Annotated in this window: 16 protein-coding genes; all 16 read right to left on the reverse strand. The window is 70.5% G+C overall.

Annotated elements, in window-relative coordinates; translation table 11 throughout:
• Position 1: 1 nt before the first annotated feature.
• Complete coding sequence (locus IT184_09495; GenBank protein ID MCC7009037.1) at positions 2 to 2,011, reverse strand: polysaccharide biosynthesis protein; 2,010 nt, start codon at positions 2,009 to 2,011, stop codon at positions 2 to 4.
• Positions 2,012 to 2,050: 39 nt separating this feature from the next.
• Positions 2,051 to 3,184, reverse strand: coding sequence for a hypothetical protein (locus IT184_09500; protein MCC7009038.1), 1,134 nt, complete (start codon positions 3,182 to 3,184; stop codon positions 2,051 to 2,053).
• 1 nt (position 3,185) lies between these two features.
• A complete protein-coding gene (locus IT184_09505) occupies positions 3,186 to 3,590 on the reverse strand; it encodes a VOC family protein (GenBank protein MCC7009039.1) in 405 nt (134 codons plus the stop codon).
• Positions 3,587 to 5,266: an HAD-IIIC family phosphatase gene (locus tag IT184_09510; protein MCC7009040.1), complete on the reverse strand. Its 1,680-nt coding sequence runs from the start codon at positions 5,264 to 5,266 to the stop codon at positions 3,587 to 3,589. The genes IT184_09505 and IT184_09510 overlap by 4 nt, the downstream gene beginning before the upstream one ends.
• The gene (locus tag IT184_09515) at positions 5,256 to 5,570 is read right to left on the reverse strand and encodes a hypothetical protein (protein ID MCC7009041.1); all 315 of its coding nucleotides are present in this window, start codon (positions 5,568 to 5,570) and stop codon (positions 5,256 to 5,258) included. Before IT184_09515 ends, IT184_09510 begins: the two co-directional genes overlap by 11 nt.
• A gap of 11 nt (positions 5,571 to 5,581) precedes the next feature.
• The gene (locus tag IT184_09520; protein ID MCC7009042.1) at positions 5,582 to 6,469 is read right to left on the reverse strand and encodes a polysaccharide deacetylase family protein; all 888 of its coding nucleotides are present in this window, start codon (positions 6,467 to 6,469) and stop codon (positions 5,582 to 5,584) included.
• Between the two features lie 11 nt (positions 6,470 to 6,480).
• Positions 6,481 to 7,668 carry a DegT/DnrJ/EryC1/StrS family aminotransferase gene (locus tag IT184_09525; protein MCC7009043.1) on the reverse strand — a complete coding sequence of 396 codons (1,188 nt, stop codon included), beginning with the start codon at positions 7,666 to 7,668 and terminating at the stop codon, positions 6,481 to 6,483.
• Positions 7,669 to 7,684: 16 nt separating this feature from the next.
• On the reverse strand, positions 7,685 to 8,371 hold the full coding sequence (locus IT184_09530; GenBank protein MCC7009044.1) for a sugar transferase: 687 nt from the start codon (positions 8,369 to 8,371) through the stop codon (positions 7,685 to 7,687).
• A complete protein-coding gene (locus IT184_09535) occupies positions 8,368 to 9,414 on the reverse strand; it encodes a glycosyltransferase (protein ID MCC7009045.1) in 1,047 nt (348 codons plus the stop codon). The genes IT184_09530 and IT184_09535 overlap by 4 nt, the downstream gene beginning before the upstream one ends.
• Before the next feature lie 7 nt (positions 9,415 to 9,421).
• Positions 9,422 to 10,120: a class I SAM-dependent methyltransferase gene (locus tag IT184_09540; GenBank protein MCC7009046.1), complete on the reverse strand. Its 699-nt coding sequence runs from the start codon at positions 10,118 to 10,120 to the stop codon at positions 9,422 to 9,424.
• Between the two features lie 14 nt (positions 10,121 to 10,134).
• Complete coding sequence (locus tag IT184_09545) at positions 10,135 to 11,538, reverse strand: phenylacetate--CoA ligase family protein (GenBank protein MCC7009047.1); 1,404 nt, start codon at positions 11,536 to 11,538, stop codon at positions 10,135 to 10,137.
• Positions 11,539 to 11,548: 10 nt separating this feature from the next.
• The gene (locus tag IT184_09550) at positions 11,549 to 12,820 is read right to left on the reverse strand and encodes a glycosyltransferase family 4 protein (protein ID MCC7009048.1); all 1,272 of its coding nucleotides are present in this window, start codon (positions 12,818 to 12,820) and stop codon (positions 11,549 to 11,551) included.
• 4 nt (positions 12,821 to 12,824) lie between these two features.
• Positions 12,825 to 14,009 carry a glycosyltransferase gene (locus IT184_09555; protein MCC7009049.1) on the reverse strand — a complete coding sequence of 395 codons (1,185 nt, stop codon included), beginning with the start codon at positions 14,007 to 14,009 and terminating at the stop codon, positions 12,825 to 12,827.
• Positions 14,006 to 15,355 carry an O-antigen ligase family protein gene (locus tag IT184_09560; GenBank protein ID MCC7009050.1) on the reverse strand — a complete coding sequence of 450 codons (1,350 nt, stop codon included), beginning with the start codon at positions 15,353 to 15,355 and terminating at the stop codon, positions 14,006 to 14,008. The genes IT184_09555 and IT184_09560 overlap by 4 nt, the downstream gene beginning before the upstream one ends.
• An 83-nt stretch (positions 15,356 to 15,438) precedes the next feature.
• Positions 15,439 to 16,605, reverse strand: coding sequence for a glycosyltransferase family 4 protein (locus tag IT184_09565; GenBank protein MCC7009051.1), 1,167 nt, complete (start codon positions 16,603 to 16,605; stop codon positions 15,439 to 15,441).
• 1 nt (position 16,606) lies between these two features.
• Positions 16,607 to 17,479, reverse strand: coding sequence for a polysaccharide deacetylase family protein (locus IT184_09570; protein ID MCC7009052.1), 873 nt, complete (start codon positions 17,477 to 17,479; stop codon positions 16,607 to 16,609).
• Position 17,480: the final 1 nt, after the last annotated feature.

A 17,480-nucleotide genomic window follows, 5' to 3' on the forward strand; every position in this document is an offset into this window, starting at 1 on the left:
TCTACCTTGCCGTGTCGGGCAGGTCATCGGCGTCCTGCCACGCACCCGAACGGCCGCCGACGGCCGCCGCCACCATCCGGCGCCGCGACGCGATGTGCGCCTCGGCCTCGGCGTTGCGCCGCAACAGCGCCGGATCCGGCGTGAACGACGGCACGACCCGGCTCAGCGCGGCGACGACCGCGCTCGCCTCGCCGAGCTTGGCGAGGCGAATCAACTGATCGAGCTCAACGCTCAAGTGGTCGGCGCCCCTCGGACGGCTCGCCACGCGCAGCACCTTCTCCACCGGCGACGGCGTCAGCTCCTCTTCGTCGGCGTGCAGGCGCTCCGACAGCTTCTCACCGGGCCGCAGGCCGACGAACTCGATCTTGATGTCGTCGGGCCCGAACCCGGACAACCGGATGAGGTTGTCGGCCAGCGTCACGAGCTTGATCTGCTCGCCCATGTCGAGCACGTAGATGTGATCGCCTTCGCCGAGCGCGGCGGCGTGCAGCACGAGCTGGACGGCCTCCGAGATCAGCATGAAGTAGCGCTCGATCTCCGGGTGCGTGACGGTCACGGGGCCGCCCGCGTGAATCTGCTTGAGGAACCTGGGCACGACGCTGCCGTTGCTGCCGAGCACGTTGCCGAAGCGCACGGTCGTGAACCGCGTGCCGCCGAACGGCGCCAGCGCCTGCACGGTCAGCTCCGCGACGCGCTTCGTCGCGCCCATCACGCTCGTCGGCTCGACGGCCTTGTCGGTGGAGATCAGCACGAACCGTTCGATGCCGTGCCGCTGGGCGGCGGCGGCCACCATGCGCGTCCCCATGACGTTGTTCTTCACGGCCTCGCAGCAGTTGAACTCCATCAGCGGCACGTGCTTGTGCGCGGCCGCGTGCAGGATGATCCGGGGCTGCCAGCGTGACAGCACGGCGTCGAGCCGGGCCTCGTCCGTCACGTCGCCGATGACCAGCTCGGTGCGCACATCGGGGAACGTGTCCTCGAGGTCGTGCGCGATCGTGTACAGGCTGTTCTCGTAACGCTCGAAGAGAATCAAGCGGCTGGGCCGGAACGCGGCGATCTGACGGCACAGCTCGGAGCCGATCGATCCGCCGGCGCCCGTCACCATAATCGACCGTCCTTCGATCAGCTCGCGGACCGGCCGATCGTCGAGCCCCACCGGCGGCCGCGCCAGCAGGTCTTCGATCGACAACTGCCGGATCTGGCTCACCGCGATCTTCCCGTCGATGAGATGGCGCAGCGGCGGGACCGTCGTGATCGGGACGCGGAACGGGCGAAGGACCCGCACAAGTTCCTGCGCCAGCGCCGTCTCGCGCTGCGCGACCGCCATGAGCACTTCGTCGGGCCGCGTCCGGGCGATCGCGCGCGGCAGATCCGCCAACGTCCCGAGCACCGGCACCCCGTGGATCCGAAGCCCGCGCTTGGTGCGGTCGTTGTCGAGGAAGCCGACGGGACGGTAGTCGCGGTAGTTCGACATGTCCCGCACGATCATCTCGCCCATGTCGCCCGCGCCCACGATCAGCACGCGCTTCCCGTTGCCGCTGCGGACGATGTCCCGGTAGATCCGCGGCACCAGGCGCAGCCCTCCGAGCACGAACACGAGTAGCAGCGCGTCGATGATGAACACGGATCGCGGGTAGTCCACGTACCCGAAGTACCGGTGCACGAGCGCGTACGCCGCCACCGATCCGCCGGCGACGCCGGCCATCAGGTTCCGCAGATCCCACATGCTGGAGTAGCGCCAGAGCCCTTCGTACAGCCGGAACGGCACGAAGAGGACGGCGCGGATCGCGAGCACCCAGGGCAGCATCGACCACCAGAGCCACAGCTCCCTGGCGGGGATGACGCCATCGAACCTGAGCCAGAACGCCGCGTAGCTCGTCGCGACCGGTGCCGCCAGGTGCACGGCGACGACGAGCGGCCGGCGATACCGGAGCAGACCGGCCCGCGTCCATCGAGCGAGCGTCAAGACGACGGCACGCAGTGCGTCGGAGGAGGATTGAAAGCGAGTCATGGTTGAACCACTGCAGGCGCGGCAGTCGCCGCGGCGCGGCTACAGATTCAGAGGGCCGTCCCCGTCGCCCCGCGTCAAGTGGCAGTCCTGCACCTGGGTGCCCGGCATCCCGAGCTCACGACGGAGCGCCGGCGAGACGGCGAACAGGTAGTTGGACGTGTGCTCGGAGAAGCCCGCGCGTCCAAGCGCCGTCGTCCAGATGCCGGACGCCTGGTTGCTGACGATCAGATCCACACCGCGCCCCGCCAGCATCTTCGTCGCCGCCGCGATCATCGGATCCGCATCGTCCGGGTCGCCGAAGCAGTCCACGATCGTGCCGACGCGGAGGTTGCCGAAGTACGAATGGCCGCGCATCCCGGTGTCGAGGGCGATGACCCAGCCGGTCAGGCGCGGACCGCGGCGGTACGCCCAACGCAGAAACCGTGATCCCGCGGGATACAACTGCGCGATCGTGTCCGCATCCCGGCGGGCCGCGAACCGATAGACGCCGCGGTGACGCTCCCAGAGGGCCGTGCACTGCGGATCGCCGTCGCCGAGCTCGTGAAGCGGCCCGAGCTCACCGCCTGCGCGCTCGCCGCCCGCTCGTTCGGCGACGGCACGAACGGCAGCGCGCGCTCGACGGGCCGCGACGACTGACGCCGCGGCGGCAAGGCCCGAGAACGCCGCCACGTCGAGCGCGAGCCGCCGCCACGGCGTCCGGCGGACGGCGTCGAGCCCGCGCGCCACGCGAAACGGGCGGACGAGCTTGAAGAGAAACGGCACCGGCGCGATCTCCCACCCCAGCGCCAGCACCAGCTTCGCGATCGTCTGGTCGCGGCCGCCGATCCCCAATCCGAAGAGCAGCGGCTGGCGCCGTGAGGCATGCGCGAGCAGTTGTGCCCCGACCATGCTGTACTGCCGGCTGATCAGCCCTTCGGACAACGGCAACTGCAGGAATCCCGCCGTGCGCTCGCGTCCGTTGATCCAGAACGTTTGCTCCTGCACCAGGTAGCCGCCGCGCACGTGCGCCTCGCGGTCCACAGCGACGAAGGCGTGCTTGCGGACCGGCGCGGGCTCCTCCGGCGGCAGCGCATCAGGGAAGCGGTAGGTGATCCCGCTCTCGGACAGGCGCCGGTTGAACGCGTTCAAGGCACCCGCGTGATCGGAACTGTAGGGGGCGATCGCGATTCCCATCTCAGACGTGAGACGCGCCTTCGACGAGCTCGATCAACCCGGCCGCTCGGCTGAAGAGCCACGCGATGCGTCGTCCATCGAACGCCGGCGCGGGGACGGGCCGGGCGAGCTGTACCAGACCGGCACGACGCGCTTGTGAGAGCGCACGGTCCAGATCCGGCACGCGGAAGCAGAGGTGCACGAGCACTTGCCCCTTCGTGAGGCTGTTGTCGATGGGCGACGCGCTGCCGAGCGGCTCGATCAGCTCGATGCGCACGCCGCCCCAATCGACGAACGCGACGCTGACGCGCTGCACCGGGTCCTCGATGACCGCCGTGTTCTCGTCTGCGAGATCCCGAATCGAGCGCACGGCCATCCCGACGTGATCGAAGACCGCGGCGCTGTCCAGCCAGGCGGGATGCGTCACGAGGCCACCTCGATTGCCTCATGGATCTCCACGTGGTCCGGCTTGGGGTACGGCGTCGCCAGATCCCACACGAACCGGTGCTCCGCCACGTGCGACAGACCCGAGCGTTCGAGAAACCTGAGACACGGGCGGTTCTTGGCGGTCGGCACGAACGTCGCGCCGAGCGTCGTCGCGCCCCGCTGTCGCGCGGCGTCGGCGACGATGTGCAGCATCACGTCCTCGATGTGGCGGCCGAACACCCGGCAGCTCAGGACGAAATCGACGATCTCGGCGCGGGGACCATCGATCTCGACGCTGGCCAGCCCGGTCAGCCCCGCATCACCGAACCGGTCCATGGCGCGGAACGTCCAGAACGCGCGCGCCGGATCTGCCGCCCACGTTTCGAGCGCGGCCGCGTCGAGCCGCCGCGTGCTGAGGTTCATCTGGTTGGTCTTGTTGAGCAACTGCGCGGCGCGCGGCAGCGTCCTCGGGCTGAGCCGCTCGACATGGACCGACAGGTCCAGCCTGGCGAGCCAGTCCTCGACCGAACCGGCGGCATCGCGCTCCCGCTCGCGGTCCCGCTCCGCAACGTACGCGCGCGTCCGTTCGCGATCCTCGTCGGTCACCGCGACCGAGTTGAAGCAGGTCAACCCGAGCAACGCGTCGACGTAGAGGAGCGGGCTGGCCGGCCACTCGGGCACGAGCACGTCCGGCAGGGCCTCCCGCACGCGTCCACGCTCGGCCGGGTTGTCGTCGATGAAGACCATCGCGTCGAGCCCGACGTTGAGCTGTCGGGCGAGCACGGCCACGTTCGCGGCCTTGTCGTCCCAGTTGATGCGCCAGCCGGCAAGGTCGCGCTGCCGGAGGATCATCTCCGGATGCCGATCGATGGCCTCGAGCGCGGTGGCCTCCTCGTTCTTGCTCACGACCGCCAGCATCACACCCCGCGCGGCGAACGCCAACAGCGCGCGCTGGAAGTCGCAGTAGGCCTCGCCGACGGCATCGTGCCCGCCGAGCCGCAATCCCGCCCATCCCACGTCGCCGACGATGCCGCCCCACAGCGTGTCGTCGAGATCCAGGACGATGACCTTTCGCACCTGTCCAACCGACGCCTGGAGCGCGCCCTTCACGTCCAGAACCGCGCGACGGAAGACGTCCGTACCGAACGGAATCTTCGCCGCGTACCAGAGCTTGGCTTCGTCGGGCCGGCGCTCCGCCGGCATCCAGCGGCTCGAGTCGAGCAACACGACGCCAGGCAGGGCCGCGACGAGCTCGGACAGCCGCAGGTTCATGTGCAGGAGCGCGTGCGCGGCGCCTCCTCGCGGCGACAGCGCCAGCGCGCCGAAGGCGCGGCCGAGCGGCGGCAGCGACCAGCTCATGACGATGAGGCGGCCACTTCGATCGCGAAGCCGTTTCAGTTCTCCGCCGAACGCGTCGACATCATGGAGGATGTCCGTCAGGCGGCCGTCGCCACGGGTCAGCAGCGCATCGTACGCCGGGCTCACGCGTTCGGGCCGGGTCCACACGACCGCCACGTCTGCGTGCGCCTCGTCCTGCGCCTCCGTCCACGCCGCCGCGCTGGGGCCGGCGCTGCGCGCATCGATCACCGGCGACCCAGCGTCGCGCGTCAGCAGCGATGCGAGATTCGCGGCATTGAAGTCGGCCAGCACGACGAGCGGCGTCCGTTCACGCGACATCCCGGTCCCCGGCGCCGAGGCGCAACAGATGCTCGACGAGCGACGCGACCGTCCGAAAGGCGCCGGCGCCCGGGTCGAAGCGTTCGTCGGCGAGCAGGCTCACCGGCGAGCGCAGCACCGCTTCGACGCGCGGCTCGAGCGCCACGATCAAGTTCACGACCCCCAGCGAGTCGAGCCGGCCAGCCTCCCCGACGAGCTCCGTTTCGAGCGTCTTCGGCAACTGATCGGTGGCGGGTCTGAGCGCGTTGACCTCGTCGATCGCGTCGAAGACCGCCGTCGTCAGCGCCTCACGAATCTCTGACATCCCGTTCATCCTCACCGTCTCGCCCGGCGCAGGTGGTCGGTCACGCGAAAGGGCGCGAGCGAGCCCGACACCTTCGCCCGAACGACCGCGGGCGTGTCCGTTGTGTAGACCTCGACGCGCGGCAGTTCCAACGGCCGGCTGGCCGCCGTGGCGAGCCCGAGGTCGGTCGTCATGGACGTGACGAAGCCCGCGTCCGCGACGGCGGCCACATACGCAGGGGTGACATGCCCGAGGCGCGAGCTCCCGTACGGATACGCGTACGACGCGATGCGCTCACGCCCGAGGCGGGCGGTCAGCACGTCCCGGCACTGCCCCGCCTCGTCAGCCATTTCCGTCGCCGTCAGCTCCAGACCGCTGCGGTGCCGGTGCGAGTGCCCGCCGACCTCGACCAGACCAGACCGCAAGCAGCGTTCGATCGACGGCCAGTCGATGGCGCGCCAGGCCGAGGCCGGCGCATCGGCCGCGTGCCGCCCTCCCCACCGGTCGAACGGCATCGGCGCCGGCTGGCCGATGTAGGCGGTCACGACGAAGAGCGTGGCCTTCGCACCGTAGCGCTCCAGGATCGGCAGCGCTTCGTCATGGAAGTTCTGGAAACCATCGTCGAACGTCAGGCACGCGAGCGGGCGACGGCGCGCCTCATGCCCGGCCAAGAGCGCGGGCAGCTCGTGAGCCCACACGAGGTCCGCGTGCTCGACGAGCGCGGCGATCTGTTTGTCCAACATTTCGGGATGCACGTTCCAGTCGTCGAGGCGCGGCTCGCTCACGCGCGCACGCGAGACGCGGTGATAGACCAGGATGCACACGGACGGATCGGGACGCGGCCCCGTCGTGCCGCGCAGCAGCACGCTCGCGATTCCCGCGGTTCGCTTGACCGCACGCTTGGCGACCAGCACGGACATGTCAGCTCGATCTAGATCGTGCCTGCGGCGGCCGGGACGACGGTTCGCACGCCACCGGCCGCGCGCCGAACGGCGTCGATGACGTCCTGGACGTCTCCGTCGGTCATCGCGGGATAGATCGGCAGCGACATGATGCGCTCGTAGATGGCCATGGCCGTGGGGAACGCCTCCGCGACGTAGCCGAACCGGTCGCGGTAGTACGGGTGCAGGTGCAGGGGGATGAAGTGCACCGACGTCCCGATGTTCGCGTGCCGGAGCGCGTCGATGACGCCATTGCGCCCGCCCGGCACCGCCGCCGGATCGATCTCGATCACGTACAGGTGCCAGGCGTGCTCGCGATCGGCACGCAGGCGCGGAACGGCCACGCCGGGCAGGTCGGCAAACGCCGCATCGTACTGCTGCGCGATCGCCCGCCGGCGCGCGAGGAACTCCTGCTGCCGCCCGAGCTGCGCGAGGCCGAGCGCCGCGGCCACGTCCGTCATGTTGTACTTGAAGCCCGCCTCGAGGACTTCGTAGTACCACGACCCTTCCGCGGTGTAGCGCTTCCAGGCGTCCTTGCTGATGCCGTGGAGCGACATCATCCGCATGCGGGCCGCCAGCGCCGCATCCTGGGTCGTCACCATGCCGCCTTCGCCCGTGGTGAGCGTCTTCGTCGCGTAGAACGAGAAGCACGTGACGTCGCCGAGCCGCCCGACCGGCGTGCCCCGGTACGACGCCGGCATCGCGTGCGCCGCGTCCTCGATCACGCGCAGGCCGTGCCGGCGCGCCAGCTCCAGGATCTCGGTCATGTCGCACGCCTGCCCGGCGTAGTGCACCGGCAGGATCGCGCGGGTGCGCGGCGTGATGGCGCGGGCCACCGCGTCAGGGTCGAGGTTGTAGGTGTCGCGCTGCACGTCCACGAGCACGGGCTTGGCGCCAAGGTAGATCGCCACCTCGGCCGTCGCCGTGAAGGTCAGCGTCGGCACGATGACCTCGTCGCCGGCCCGTACGCCGGCCGCTTCGAGACCGAGGTGCATCGCGGCCGTGCACGAGTTGACCGCGACCGCGTGCTCGGCGCCCACGGCCGTGGCGAATTGCGCCTCGAACTCGCGCACACGCGGGCCCGTCGTCAACCACCCGGACTTCATGGTCTCGACGACCGCCGCGATCTCGCCGTCGTCGATCGAAGGCAGGTGGTACGGAAGAAACGTTGATCGCATATCCCTCTCGATCCGGCTACTGCCGGGACGCCTCCAGCGGCACGCGGAAGTTCGGATCCGCTCGGCGGTTGCGGCCGGCGATGAGCAGGAGCACGTCGGCCATGAGTGTCAGGTCGGTCATGAACGTCCGGGTACGTTCGTACTGCAGATCCACGGCGATCTTCAGCGGCATGACGAACCGCGCGTAGGCGTCGTCGGGGTTCGGATGCCCGGCCAGGGCGCGCGCCTCGTCCGCGTAGACGAGCTGCGACAGGCTGGCCAGCCCTGGCGTGGCGTCGAGGATCGCGCGCTCGGCGTCGCTGTAGCGGGCGACGAATCGAGGGACCTCGGGCCGCGGCCCGATGATGCCCATGTCGCCGCGCAGGACGTTCCAGAGCTGCGGCACCTCGTCGATCTTCAACGTGCGGAGCACACGGCCGACCGGCGTGATCCGCGCGTCGTTGATCGACGTGACCTGAGCGCCGCTGGCCGGACGCATGGTGCGCAGCTTGTACAGCTCGAACGGGCGTCCGCCTCGGCCGATCCGCACCTGGCGGAACACGACGCTCCCGGGCTGGCTCAGCCGGATCGCCAGCGCGCCGAGCGCGAGCGGCACGCTCCCGACGACGAGCCCGCCGAGGGCGAACGCGCAATCGCAGGCGCGCCGCAGGCGCGCGCCGCGACGCATCGGCACACCGGCGGCCGTCTCGTGTCCGCGGCTCACCGGCTCGACCGCACCGCGAAGTCGGGCTGCCGGCCGGCCCCTTCGTTCGAAGCGCTTCCCCATCGATTCCGGAACGCGGCCAGGCCGACCAGAAATCCCCAGCCGTACGACAGGTGCAGGATCGCGAAGGCCGCCGACAGCGCCGACAGCGCGCGCCAGCGCGCCAGGCGCCGCGCCGACAGCGCCGTCGCGGCGAGGTTCGCCCCGACGTAGGCGACGATCGTCGCCGTGAGCGGAATCCGCGTCCACGGCGTCAGCGCGCTGCCGGCCAACAGCGAGACCACGAAGGCGAACGGCACGAACTGCCGCCAGCGCATCTGGCGGGGGTGTTTCTGCAGCACGCGCACCTTCCAGTAGCCGTACTGGAAGTACTGCCGCCACAGCGAGCGCAGTGAGCTGCGGCTGAAGTACCGCGAGCGGACGTCAGCGGCGAGCAGCAGCCGGCCGCCCATCTTCCGCAGCCGGTAGTTGTACTCGTCGTCCTGGTTGCGCACGAGCTCCATGTCGAACGGCCCCACCTTCTGCAGGACCTCGCGCGTGTACGCCGGGAACGCCACCGTATCGACGATCATCGTCCGGTCCGAGACCGTCCGGAACGCCGAGTTGCCGACGCCGAACGGCGAGCTCATCGCGACGGCGATGGCGGCTGCGGCGTCGGTCTGCCCGACCGTCTCGAGCGGGCCGCCCACGCCGTCGGCCTCGCCGCGCACGAGGTGCTCGACACAGCGGCGGACGTAGTCGGGCGCGACCTCACAGTGGCCGTCGACGCGGATGATGATGTCTCCCGTCGCTTCGGCGATCGCCAGGTTCAGGCCCGTCGCCACGATGCGCTTCGGATTGGGGATCACGCGCACCCGGCGGCCGGCGCCCGTCAGGCGCGAGACGATCTCGAGCGTGCCGTCGGTCGACGTGCCGTCGGCCACGAGCACCTCGATCCGATCGGCGGGATAGTCCTGCGCCAGGACCGCGCCGAGGCTGCGGGCGATGAAGTCGGCCTCGTTGCGAATCGGCATCACGATCGAGACGGAGGGAAGCGGCAGCATGCGTCCGTTACGCCTTTCGAATGATGCCCAGGTAGTGCGTGCGCAGCAACGGGACGGCGCGGAGCATCTCGTGGAGCGCGCGCGACCGCGGCGCGACGAGACGCGCCAGCGGCGCGGCCAGCGTCACGCGCCGGAGATCGATCGTGCAGCCGGGAAACACGCTCGCGATCTCGCGGCGCGACACGCCCCGCACGTCGGGATTCCTCGGGTTGTTCACGAAGTAGTCGTACCAGAGCACGACGCCTCCACCTGCCGCCGCGTCCAACATGGCCGCCGCGAGGGCCCGGCGCAGCTCGGGCGCCAGCACCGAGGTCATGACCATCGACTGCAGCACGATGTCGAACCGGCCGGCCCACGGCCGGTCGGCCGCGTTGCCGGCGATGAGCGTCACGCCGGGCGGGCACAACTGCCGCGCCTGCACGATGCGATCGGGCAGCAGATCGACGCCGGTCAGGCGTTCGGGCGCCGCGCCCCATTTCACGAAGTCGCGCAGCCAGGTACCCATGCCGCAGCCGACGTCGAGCACGCGCGCGTCGGCCAGCGACACGATGCCGTGCCGCCGGAACAGGTCCATGAGCACCCGTTCCCGCTCCTGCACCGCGAGCAGGTGCGCGGCGTTGAACCACGAGTAGCGCGACTCGCCCGTGCGCCGGGCGTACGCCTCGCGGATCCGCTCGGTCTCGGCGTCGACGACCACGGTGCTCATACCGTCGGCAATCCTCAGCTCGCCGCGGGCTGCCGGTTGGTGCGCGATAGATGGCTCACCACCGCCCGGAACTTGCCGTGCGCGGTGCGCGGCACCTGGTCCACACGCTCGCACACGACGTCCACCGATCCCAGGTAGTCGCGAAGCCGGTGGCGCAGCTCTTCCTCCAGCCCGAGGCCCGCCGCGCGCGCCGGCACGTACTTCACGCGGAACCGCGTGAAGGTCTCCTGCACGATCTGCGCTTCGGCGACCGCCAAGCCATGCTTGAACACCGGGTCGAGCCGGCCGACGCGCCGGCCGTCCTGCATCACGACCAGGTCGTCACAGCGCCCTTCGAGCGCGTCGACGCCGGGCAGATGGCGCCGGCATCGGCACTCGTGGCTCGAGAGCCGCACGGCGTCACCGGTTCGGTACCGAATCAACGGCATGTCCGCGTTCAGCAGGCTCGTGCTGATCATGTCGCCCACGGCGCCCGGCGGCACGGTCCGATCGCCGTCCAGCGCCTCGACGAGGCCGACTTCCGGCCAGAGGTGAAGGCGCCCATGCTCGCACTCGCTCGCCCCAGCCACGATCTCCGCGAGGCCGTAGGTCTCGCGCACGGGGCAGCGGAACGCGGCCTCGATCGTGTGCCGCTGGTGATCCAGCAGCGGCTCGGCGTTCGTGATCGCGACGGCGAGCCGGACGTCCTTCCGGCCGAGCCGCAGCGCCGTGTCCGCGAGCGCGTGCAGCGACGAGCTGTACCCGAACACGTACGTCACGTCGTAGCGGCGCAGCGCGTCGAGGTACGCGGGCACCAGGTCCGGCGCCAGATGATAGGACGACATGTAGAGCTGCCGCAGCGCCGAGTTCCAGATCCAGAACGGCGGCGTGCGCCGGCTCGCCGGCGTCACGACGCGGCCGCCGATGATCGCCCATCGGTCCTTGCGGGAGATGCCGTACCAGCGGCGCGACCGCGCCTCGTTGAGCGCATACCATTCACGCACGGTCTTGCGGCTCCACCACAGCTTCAGGGGCTTGCCGGTCGTGCCGCTCGTGTGCTCCGGGTACATCCGCCGGATGTCCACATCGTCGGCGAGGAACGCTTTCGGGTTCTCGCGCACGCTCTCCTTCTCGAGGATCGGCCAGTGCTCGAGGTACTCCCACGACCGCGTGTCGCCGGCCTGACGGCGCCGCGACCAGTGCTCGCGATAGAACGGCACCTGCGTGGCCGCGCGGTGCAGCACGAACGCCAAGCGCTCCTGCTGGTACTGGCGCCACTGTTCAGGCGTCCAATGGTCGCGCTCCAGCGTCGCGGCCACCAGCGCCTCGGTCTCCTTGCCGTAGCGCCAGCGGCGAAGATAAACGCCCATGGCGGTGGCGGCGGCCCACTGCGCAGGAGTCGGCAACCGATGGTAGACGTGCAGCAGCTTATCGCTCATGGCTTGCTCCTCACTTCGACGTGCAGGGACGCGCCTCGGCAGCGGACAGGGCGGCACCCGCGGGGCCGCCGCGGCGGCTCTGTGCGAGCCGGCGCGCGAGCGCCGGACCGTTCTGGCGCTGATCGAACAGCATCTCGGCGCGGCGCCGCGCCGTGACGGCAAGGCGCTGCCGGCGCGGCTCATCGTTCAACAGGGCCACGATGGCCCGGCCCAACGCGACCGGATCGGCGGGCGGCGTCAACACACCGGCGTCTCCGTCGCCGAGCAATTCGGGAATACCGGCGATGCTCGAGGCGATCACCGGCGTGCCGACCGCCATGGCCTCCTTGATGACCGTCGGCACGGCATCGCCGAGGCCGTTCGACGGGTGCACCAGCACCGTCGCCTGGCGCATCTCCTTCACGACCTCGTCCGGGCTGAGCCAGCCGCGGAAGTGCACGCGATCGCGAAGGCCCAGCGAGACAGCCAACGCCTCGAGACGCGGCCGCTCGGGGCCATCGCCGGCGAAGACGACCTCAACCGGCCGTTCGGGTGCCACCAACGCCGCGGCTGCGAGGAGATCGTCGAATCCCTTTGCCGGATGAAGGCCGCCGGCAGCCAGCAGCCGGTGAGGCGCACGCCCGCCGGGATCGAACGAGAGCTGCTCGAGATCCAGCGCGAGGTGATGGAGGTAGAGCTTCGGCGCCCACGCGGCGACCCGATCGGGATACGTCGCCGCGAGGAACTTGCGATTGAAGTCGCACACGACAATGACGTTGTCCGCGTAGTCGAGCTTCTGCCGCAGATACACGCGGGCGCGATACAGGTCGGTGCCGGCGTGCAGGCAGATCGAGAACGGCATCGTGCCGCCGATGGCGCGGTGAAACAGATACGCGCACGTGCCCGCGTAGTTGCCCCAATAGGCGAGCACATGGTCGAAGCGGCCACGGTGATCGCGCGCCCACGCGAGCGCTTTTGGCAGCACGTACATCGTCTTCAGCGCTTCCTCGGCTCCATGCCGCACGCCCGCGCCGGTGAGGGCGAGCATCGTGCCGACGTGGCGCAGCGCGCCGGGCGAGGCGGCGTGCGCCAGGCTCCGCTTCAGCGACGCGTGATGCACGCGGTCGCGCGGCAGGACCGACGGCGACAGGTCGGCCGGCACGTGCGCCCAATACGCCGGATCGAGCGGCAGGATCGCGAAGATCTCGACGTCCCATCCAGCGTCGATCAAGCCGCGCATGTCGCGCGCGAAGAACGTGTTGATCAGCCCGGGGAAGTGGCTGGTGAATACCGCAAGGCGCATGGCGTTACGCGATCCGGCGCGCGGCGTCGGCTGACGACTCCAGGGCTCTCCCGCCGTGGTCGAGCCCCCGTGCGTGCTCGTACACACGGAACAGACGATCCGCGAGGCCGCGGTCCTGGTACTCGGCCTCGACGCGCCGGCGGCCGGCTTCACCGAACTGCCGCCGCAGGCCGGGATCCCGCACGAGCCGGCGGATCGCATCGACGAGCGCGTCGATGTCGTCGGGACCGACGACAATCCCCGTCTCGCCTGCAACCACGACGGCGGCCGCATCGCCGGCCGGCGTCGTCACCACCGGCAGCCCGGCGGCCATTCCTTCGAGAAGCACGTTCGGAAACCCCTCGTGCGACGAGGTGGAGACGAGCACGTCCACTTGTCGGAGGATCGCCGGCACGTCGCTGCGCCGCCCGACGAACCGCACCGCCTCGGCGAGGCCGAGCGACACGGCCTGCTCTTCGAGCGCCGGCCGCTCCGGACCATCCCCGACGATGACGCCGCGCACCTCGGGTACGACGGCGCGCACGCGCGCGAGCGCCGCGAGAAACCGATCGACGCGCTTGGCCCAAACGAGCCGCCCGACCAGCGCCACGACCGGGCCCACTCCGGCATCGCGCAACTGGAGCGTCGTGGTGGCCGCGTCCTGCGCAGCGAGGTCGATGACGTTCGGCACGATCACGACCTCGTCGTGGCCTCGCCCCGACGCGCGGGCGAATGCCGCGCCGGCGGCCGAGTTGGCGACGAGCACCGTGGGCGTGCGCAGCAGCCACGGGCCCCATCCCGGGTTCTCCCGCAGCTCGAAGGCACCGTCGTTCCGGATGGCGCCGATCGAGACGGCGCGGCAGAGCTTGGCCGCGATACCGGCGTAGAGATTCACGAAGAAGTGGCCTGCCTGCACGACGTCCGGCCGGAACGCGCGCAACGATCGCGCGAGCGTCCACAGCCGCGCCGGCGGAGCGCTTCGCTGGCCGATCCAGATCGGGTCAAGGCCGGCGGCCCGGAATGCGGCTTCGTAGTGATCGCCTCGCGTCAGCGAGTAGCACCGCACCACCGCGCCGGCCGCCACGAGCGCGCGCCCCATGTACAGCAACTGCTTCTCGGCGCCGCCCTGCGACAGCCCGCCGGCGACGAGCGCGATGCGCCAATCGGCCGGACGACGCGGGACGGTCGCGGTCTTCGACGATGACGTCATCCGGTGACCGAGCTCGTGACACGCCGCGAGTGCCGCGTGACCAGGCGGCGCTGAACGATGCCGAAGCGCCTCGCTTCTGCGCCGAGCGCGCGCGCCATCTCCGCGCTCGACAGACGTGCGGTGCCGGCGGCGGCGAGCAGCCAGATCGTCTTGCCCTGGAACTCCGTCGTCGTCAGCGAGACCGCGAGACCCGCGGTGACGAGCAGCCCGAGCGACACGCTCCCGGGGCTCCGGCGCGTGAGGCCGCGCAGCGCAAACGATCCGACGTAGCCGACGAGGAGAATCATCCCCGGCCAGCCGTTCTCCGCGAGGATCTTGATCCACCCCGCGTGCGCCGGGAACTCTTCGCCGCGCTTGAAGGTCGAGAGCCCGGGCAGGAAGCCGACCTGCGCCCACGTCGCCGCGAAGCCGCCGGTGCCCACGCCGAGCGGGTGCTCGCTGAACATGTGCAAGCCGGCAATCACGAGGTCCGACCGTCCGCTCGTCCGGCCGGACGCCGTCTGTTCCTCGTCGAGCAGCTTGCTGAACCGGCGCAGCGTGTAGTCACCGAGCGTGGCGAACGCGATGAGGGCGATGCAGGTGATGCCGACGGCGGCGCCGGCCACGACGGCGCGATCCGTCTGACGCCGCATCGAGAACAGCACGAAGAGCAAACCGGTCGCGGCGATGAGCGCGCCGCCGCGGCTGCCGCTGAGGAACGCCCACACGACGTTCGTCGTGACGAGCAGGCCGAGGATCAGTTGTCCGTAACGCCGGTCCGCCGCGTGGTGGAAGCCGAGGCACGCGCCGAACACCGCGGCCTCGGGAAACAACGCGTACGCGTTGTGATTCATGAACGGCAGGCCGTCCTGCAGCGAGAAGTACATGAGCCCGCCGAGCGCGCCGGCCGTGCCGCAGACGAGGCCGACCGTGTACCAGATGTCGGGGTCGTCGCCGGCCTGCGCGAAGTACACGACCAGGCCGAACATCGCGATGATGCCGAGCAGGTGCTGAACGCCACCCGCGACGTCCGGGCTGAACACGAGATCGGCCGCGAGCAGCACGATGAGGAGCTTCAGCAGGCGCGAGTGCACGTCCGAGAGCCGCCAGACGAAGGCGCCGGCGAGCACGCTGATGCCGATCAGCATGAAGTTCAGGGTGTTCCAGCGAAGCACCGCGTTCGACAGGAAATGCCGCGTGAGCGGATCGAGCGTGCAGACGAGCGCCGCGCCGGCGACGCCGAATGCGGGCCGCCGAAACCCGGCGAGCAGCACCAAAAACCCGACGGCCGTGAGGAACGTGAGCGCGTTGAGAAAGCCGATGACCGGTGCGGACAGCCATCCGGCGGCCACGACGATCAGCAGCAAACGCCCCCACTCGCTCGCCGCGGACCTGCCGCCGAGAACCCGCGGGGCCGGTTGAGCCGGCGCAGGTTGTCCAACGATGCGCCTCACAGCCGAAGCCGTCCTTCCGTGAGCTGGCCGCCCCACTGCGCGGCGCAGAAGCGGCCGATGTCGCTGGCCCAGCGCTCGAGCGTGTAGGACTCGACGAAGGTCCGGCAACGCCGACGCAGGTCCGGCCAAGCCGCCGCGTGGTCCAGCGCCGCCACGATGCCGTTGGCCAGCGCCCGATCGTCACCCGGGGGCACGAGCCAGCCACGCTCCCCGGCGCGTCCCATGACCATCGGCGCCACGCCGACGTTGGTCGACAACACCGGCACGCCGTGCGCCATGGCGTCGAGCCACGCCTTGCTGAGCGACTCGGTCAGGGCCGGGTGCACGCAGAGGTCCGCATCCTGCAGTGCCGCAGACAGCTCGGGGCGGTTGAGGTATCCCTTGAAGCTGATTCGATCGTCCAGCCCGAGCGCCCGGCATTCCTGCTCGAGCGCCGATCGAGCCGGCCCGTCGCCGAGGATCTCCAGCCGCGCGTCGCCGGCCGGCGTCCCCTTCAGCCGCGCGATGGCGCGCAGGAGCACGTGCACGCCTTTCTCGGACGAGAGACGGCCGATGGCGACGAGCTTCGGCGGCCGTCCGAGCCCTCGATCGACGTCCGGACGAATCGCGTCGAGCTCGGCCTGCGTGAGCGCGGTGGAGAACACCCACCCCATCCCGGGCGCAGGCGGTTCCGCGCCTGAGCCCACGGCCAGCATCACGTTGCGGCCGCCGGCGAACCGCCGCATGACGGCCTTCACGAACCGTTGCGGCCGGGTCGTCTGCGCCGTGTCGGCCCAGGAGCTGCCGTATCGCGCGATCAGCCGCTTGCGAGACGCCAACGCGATCAGCAAGCCGAGCGCCGAGACGTCGCCAGGCAGCGGCACGTGCACGACGTCCGCGGCCCGCACGTGCGGCACGATCTGCCTCACGTAGCGAGGCAGGCGCCCGAGCATCGACACCTTGCGCCTGGCGTCGGCCCCGACGGGCGAGTCGAGCCCCACGATGCGCGCACGCGAAGGCAGCGGGAGGCCGCCCGCACGCGGCGCCGTCCGGACGACGACGAGCGTCGCATCATCGAACATCGCGGTGATGGCTGCCATCTGCAACGGGAACCCGCCGTCGGTCACCCACGTCCCGTCCGGCCGCTGCCAGCACGGTTTGAACGACACCACGCAGACGTGCACGTCACGCCACCACGATCTGCCGATCGGGCACGCCCTCGCGGGCGGCGATGATCTCGCGCGGCAACACGACGTCCAGCCGGCCGGCGCGCCGGTGCGCGCGCACGCGCTCCAGGAACGGCACGAGATGGCGCTCGTCCTGCGAGTTGCCCGCGTGCAACGAGTGCGGATGGCCGTACGCGACGATCAGCCCGCCCTCGGCCGCGCACGCATCGACCATGTCGAGAGCCGCCGCGTCGAAACCGCCAGGGGTGTTGAGCCGCACGCACGTGACGCCGCCGATCCGCTCGACGGTCGCGGGCCGATCGAGGCGGCGGCCGCGCCACCATTCCGCCGCCCGCTGCCACCACGGCCGATACGCGACCCGGCAGAACCGGTAGCCGCTCTCCACGAGCGCGCCGCAGAGCGTGCTCAGATCGATCCGGCCTGCACCCGCCTCGCGCCGCTCCGCCAGGCTGATCGACCCAGCGCGCCAGTAGTCGAACGGCTGGTTGAACGGTGGCACGAAGGCGCGCACCTCCGCGCCGATGCAATCCTCGAGCGCCGCCCGGCTCGCGCGCAGGGTCTCGAGGAGCTGATCGCGTGACAAGCCCGGCAGCCACTCGTGTCGATGCGAGTGGCTCGCAATCTCGTGGCCCGCCGCGTGTACCCGCCGCACCTGCTCCGGGGCGTGATACGGCGACGGCCCGGCGAGTGCCACCGATCCGACGACGGCGAAGCACGCCGGCACGCCAGCGTCGGCGTGGAGCTCCAGAAGCCGATCGGTGCACGAGGCCTCGAGCGATCCCCACGACTTCGGCCCGCCGGGCAGGCGCGATCGATCGGCGCCCCATTGAGCGTCGTAGTCCCAGAACATCAGCAGTTGCGCGCGCGCCATG

The sequence above is a fragment of the Acidobacteriota bacterium genome, assembly GCA_020853395.1.
Classification (GTDB): Bacteria; Acidobacteriota; Vicinamibacteria; order Vicinamibacterales; family SCN-69-37; genus JADYYY01.

What these genes read in the sequence shown, in the direction of transcription:
- IT184_09495 (MCC7009037.1), bottom strand. Translation starts at nt 2,011, where the DNA reads ATGACTCGCTTTCAATCCTCCTCCGACGCACTGCGTGCCGTCGTCTTG.
- IT184_09500 (MCC7009038.1), bottom strand. Translation starts at nt 3,184, where the DNA reads ATGGGAATCGCGATCGCCCCCTACAGTTCCGATCACGCGGGTGCCTTG.
- IT184_09510 (MCC7009040.1), bottom strand. Translation starts at nt 5,266, where the DNA reads ATGTCGCGTGAACGGACGCCGCTCGTCGTGCTGGCCGACTTCAATGCC.
- IT184_09515 (MCC7009041.1), bottom strand. Translation starts at nt 5,570, where the DNA reads ATGTCAGAGATTCGTGAGGCGCTGACGACGGCGGTCTTCGACGCGATC.
- IT184_09520 (MCC7009042.1), bottom strand. Translation starts at nt 6,469, where the DNA reads ATGTCCGTGCTGGTCGCCAAGCGTGCGGTCAAGCGAACCGCGGGAATC.
- IT184_09525 (MCC7009043.1), bottom strand. Translation starts at nt 7,668, where the DNA reads ATGCGATCAACGTTTCTTCCGTACCACCTGCCTTCGATCGACGACGGC.
- IT184_09535 (MCC7009045.1), bottom strand. Translation starts at nt 9,414, where the DNA reads ATGCTGCCGCTTCCCTCCGTCTCGATCGTGATGCCGATTCGCAACGAG.
- IT184_09540 (MCC7009046.1), bottom strand. Translation starts at nt 10,120, where the DNA reads ATGAGCACCGTGGTCGTCGACGCCGAGACCGAGCGGATCCGCGAGGCG.
- IT184_09545 (MCC7009047.1), bottom strand. Translation starts at nt 11,538, where the DNA reads ATGAGCGATAAGCTGCTGCACGTCTACCATCGGTTGCCGACTCCTGCG.
- IT184_09550 (MCC7009048.1), bottom strand. Translation starts at nt 12,820, where the DNA reads ATGCGCCTTGCGGTATTCACCAGCCACTTCCCCGGGCTGATCAACACG.
- IT184_09555 (MCC7009049.1), bottom strand. Translation starts at nt 14,009, where the DNA reads ATGACGTCATCGTCGAAGACCGCGACCGTCCCGCGTCGTCCGGCCGAT.
- IT184_09570 (MCC7009052.1), bottom strand. Translation starts at nt 17,479, where the DNA reads ATGGCGCGCGCGCAACTGCTGATGTTCTGGGACTACGACGCTCAATGG.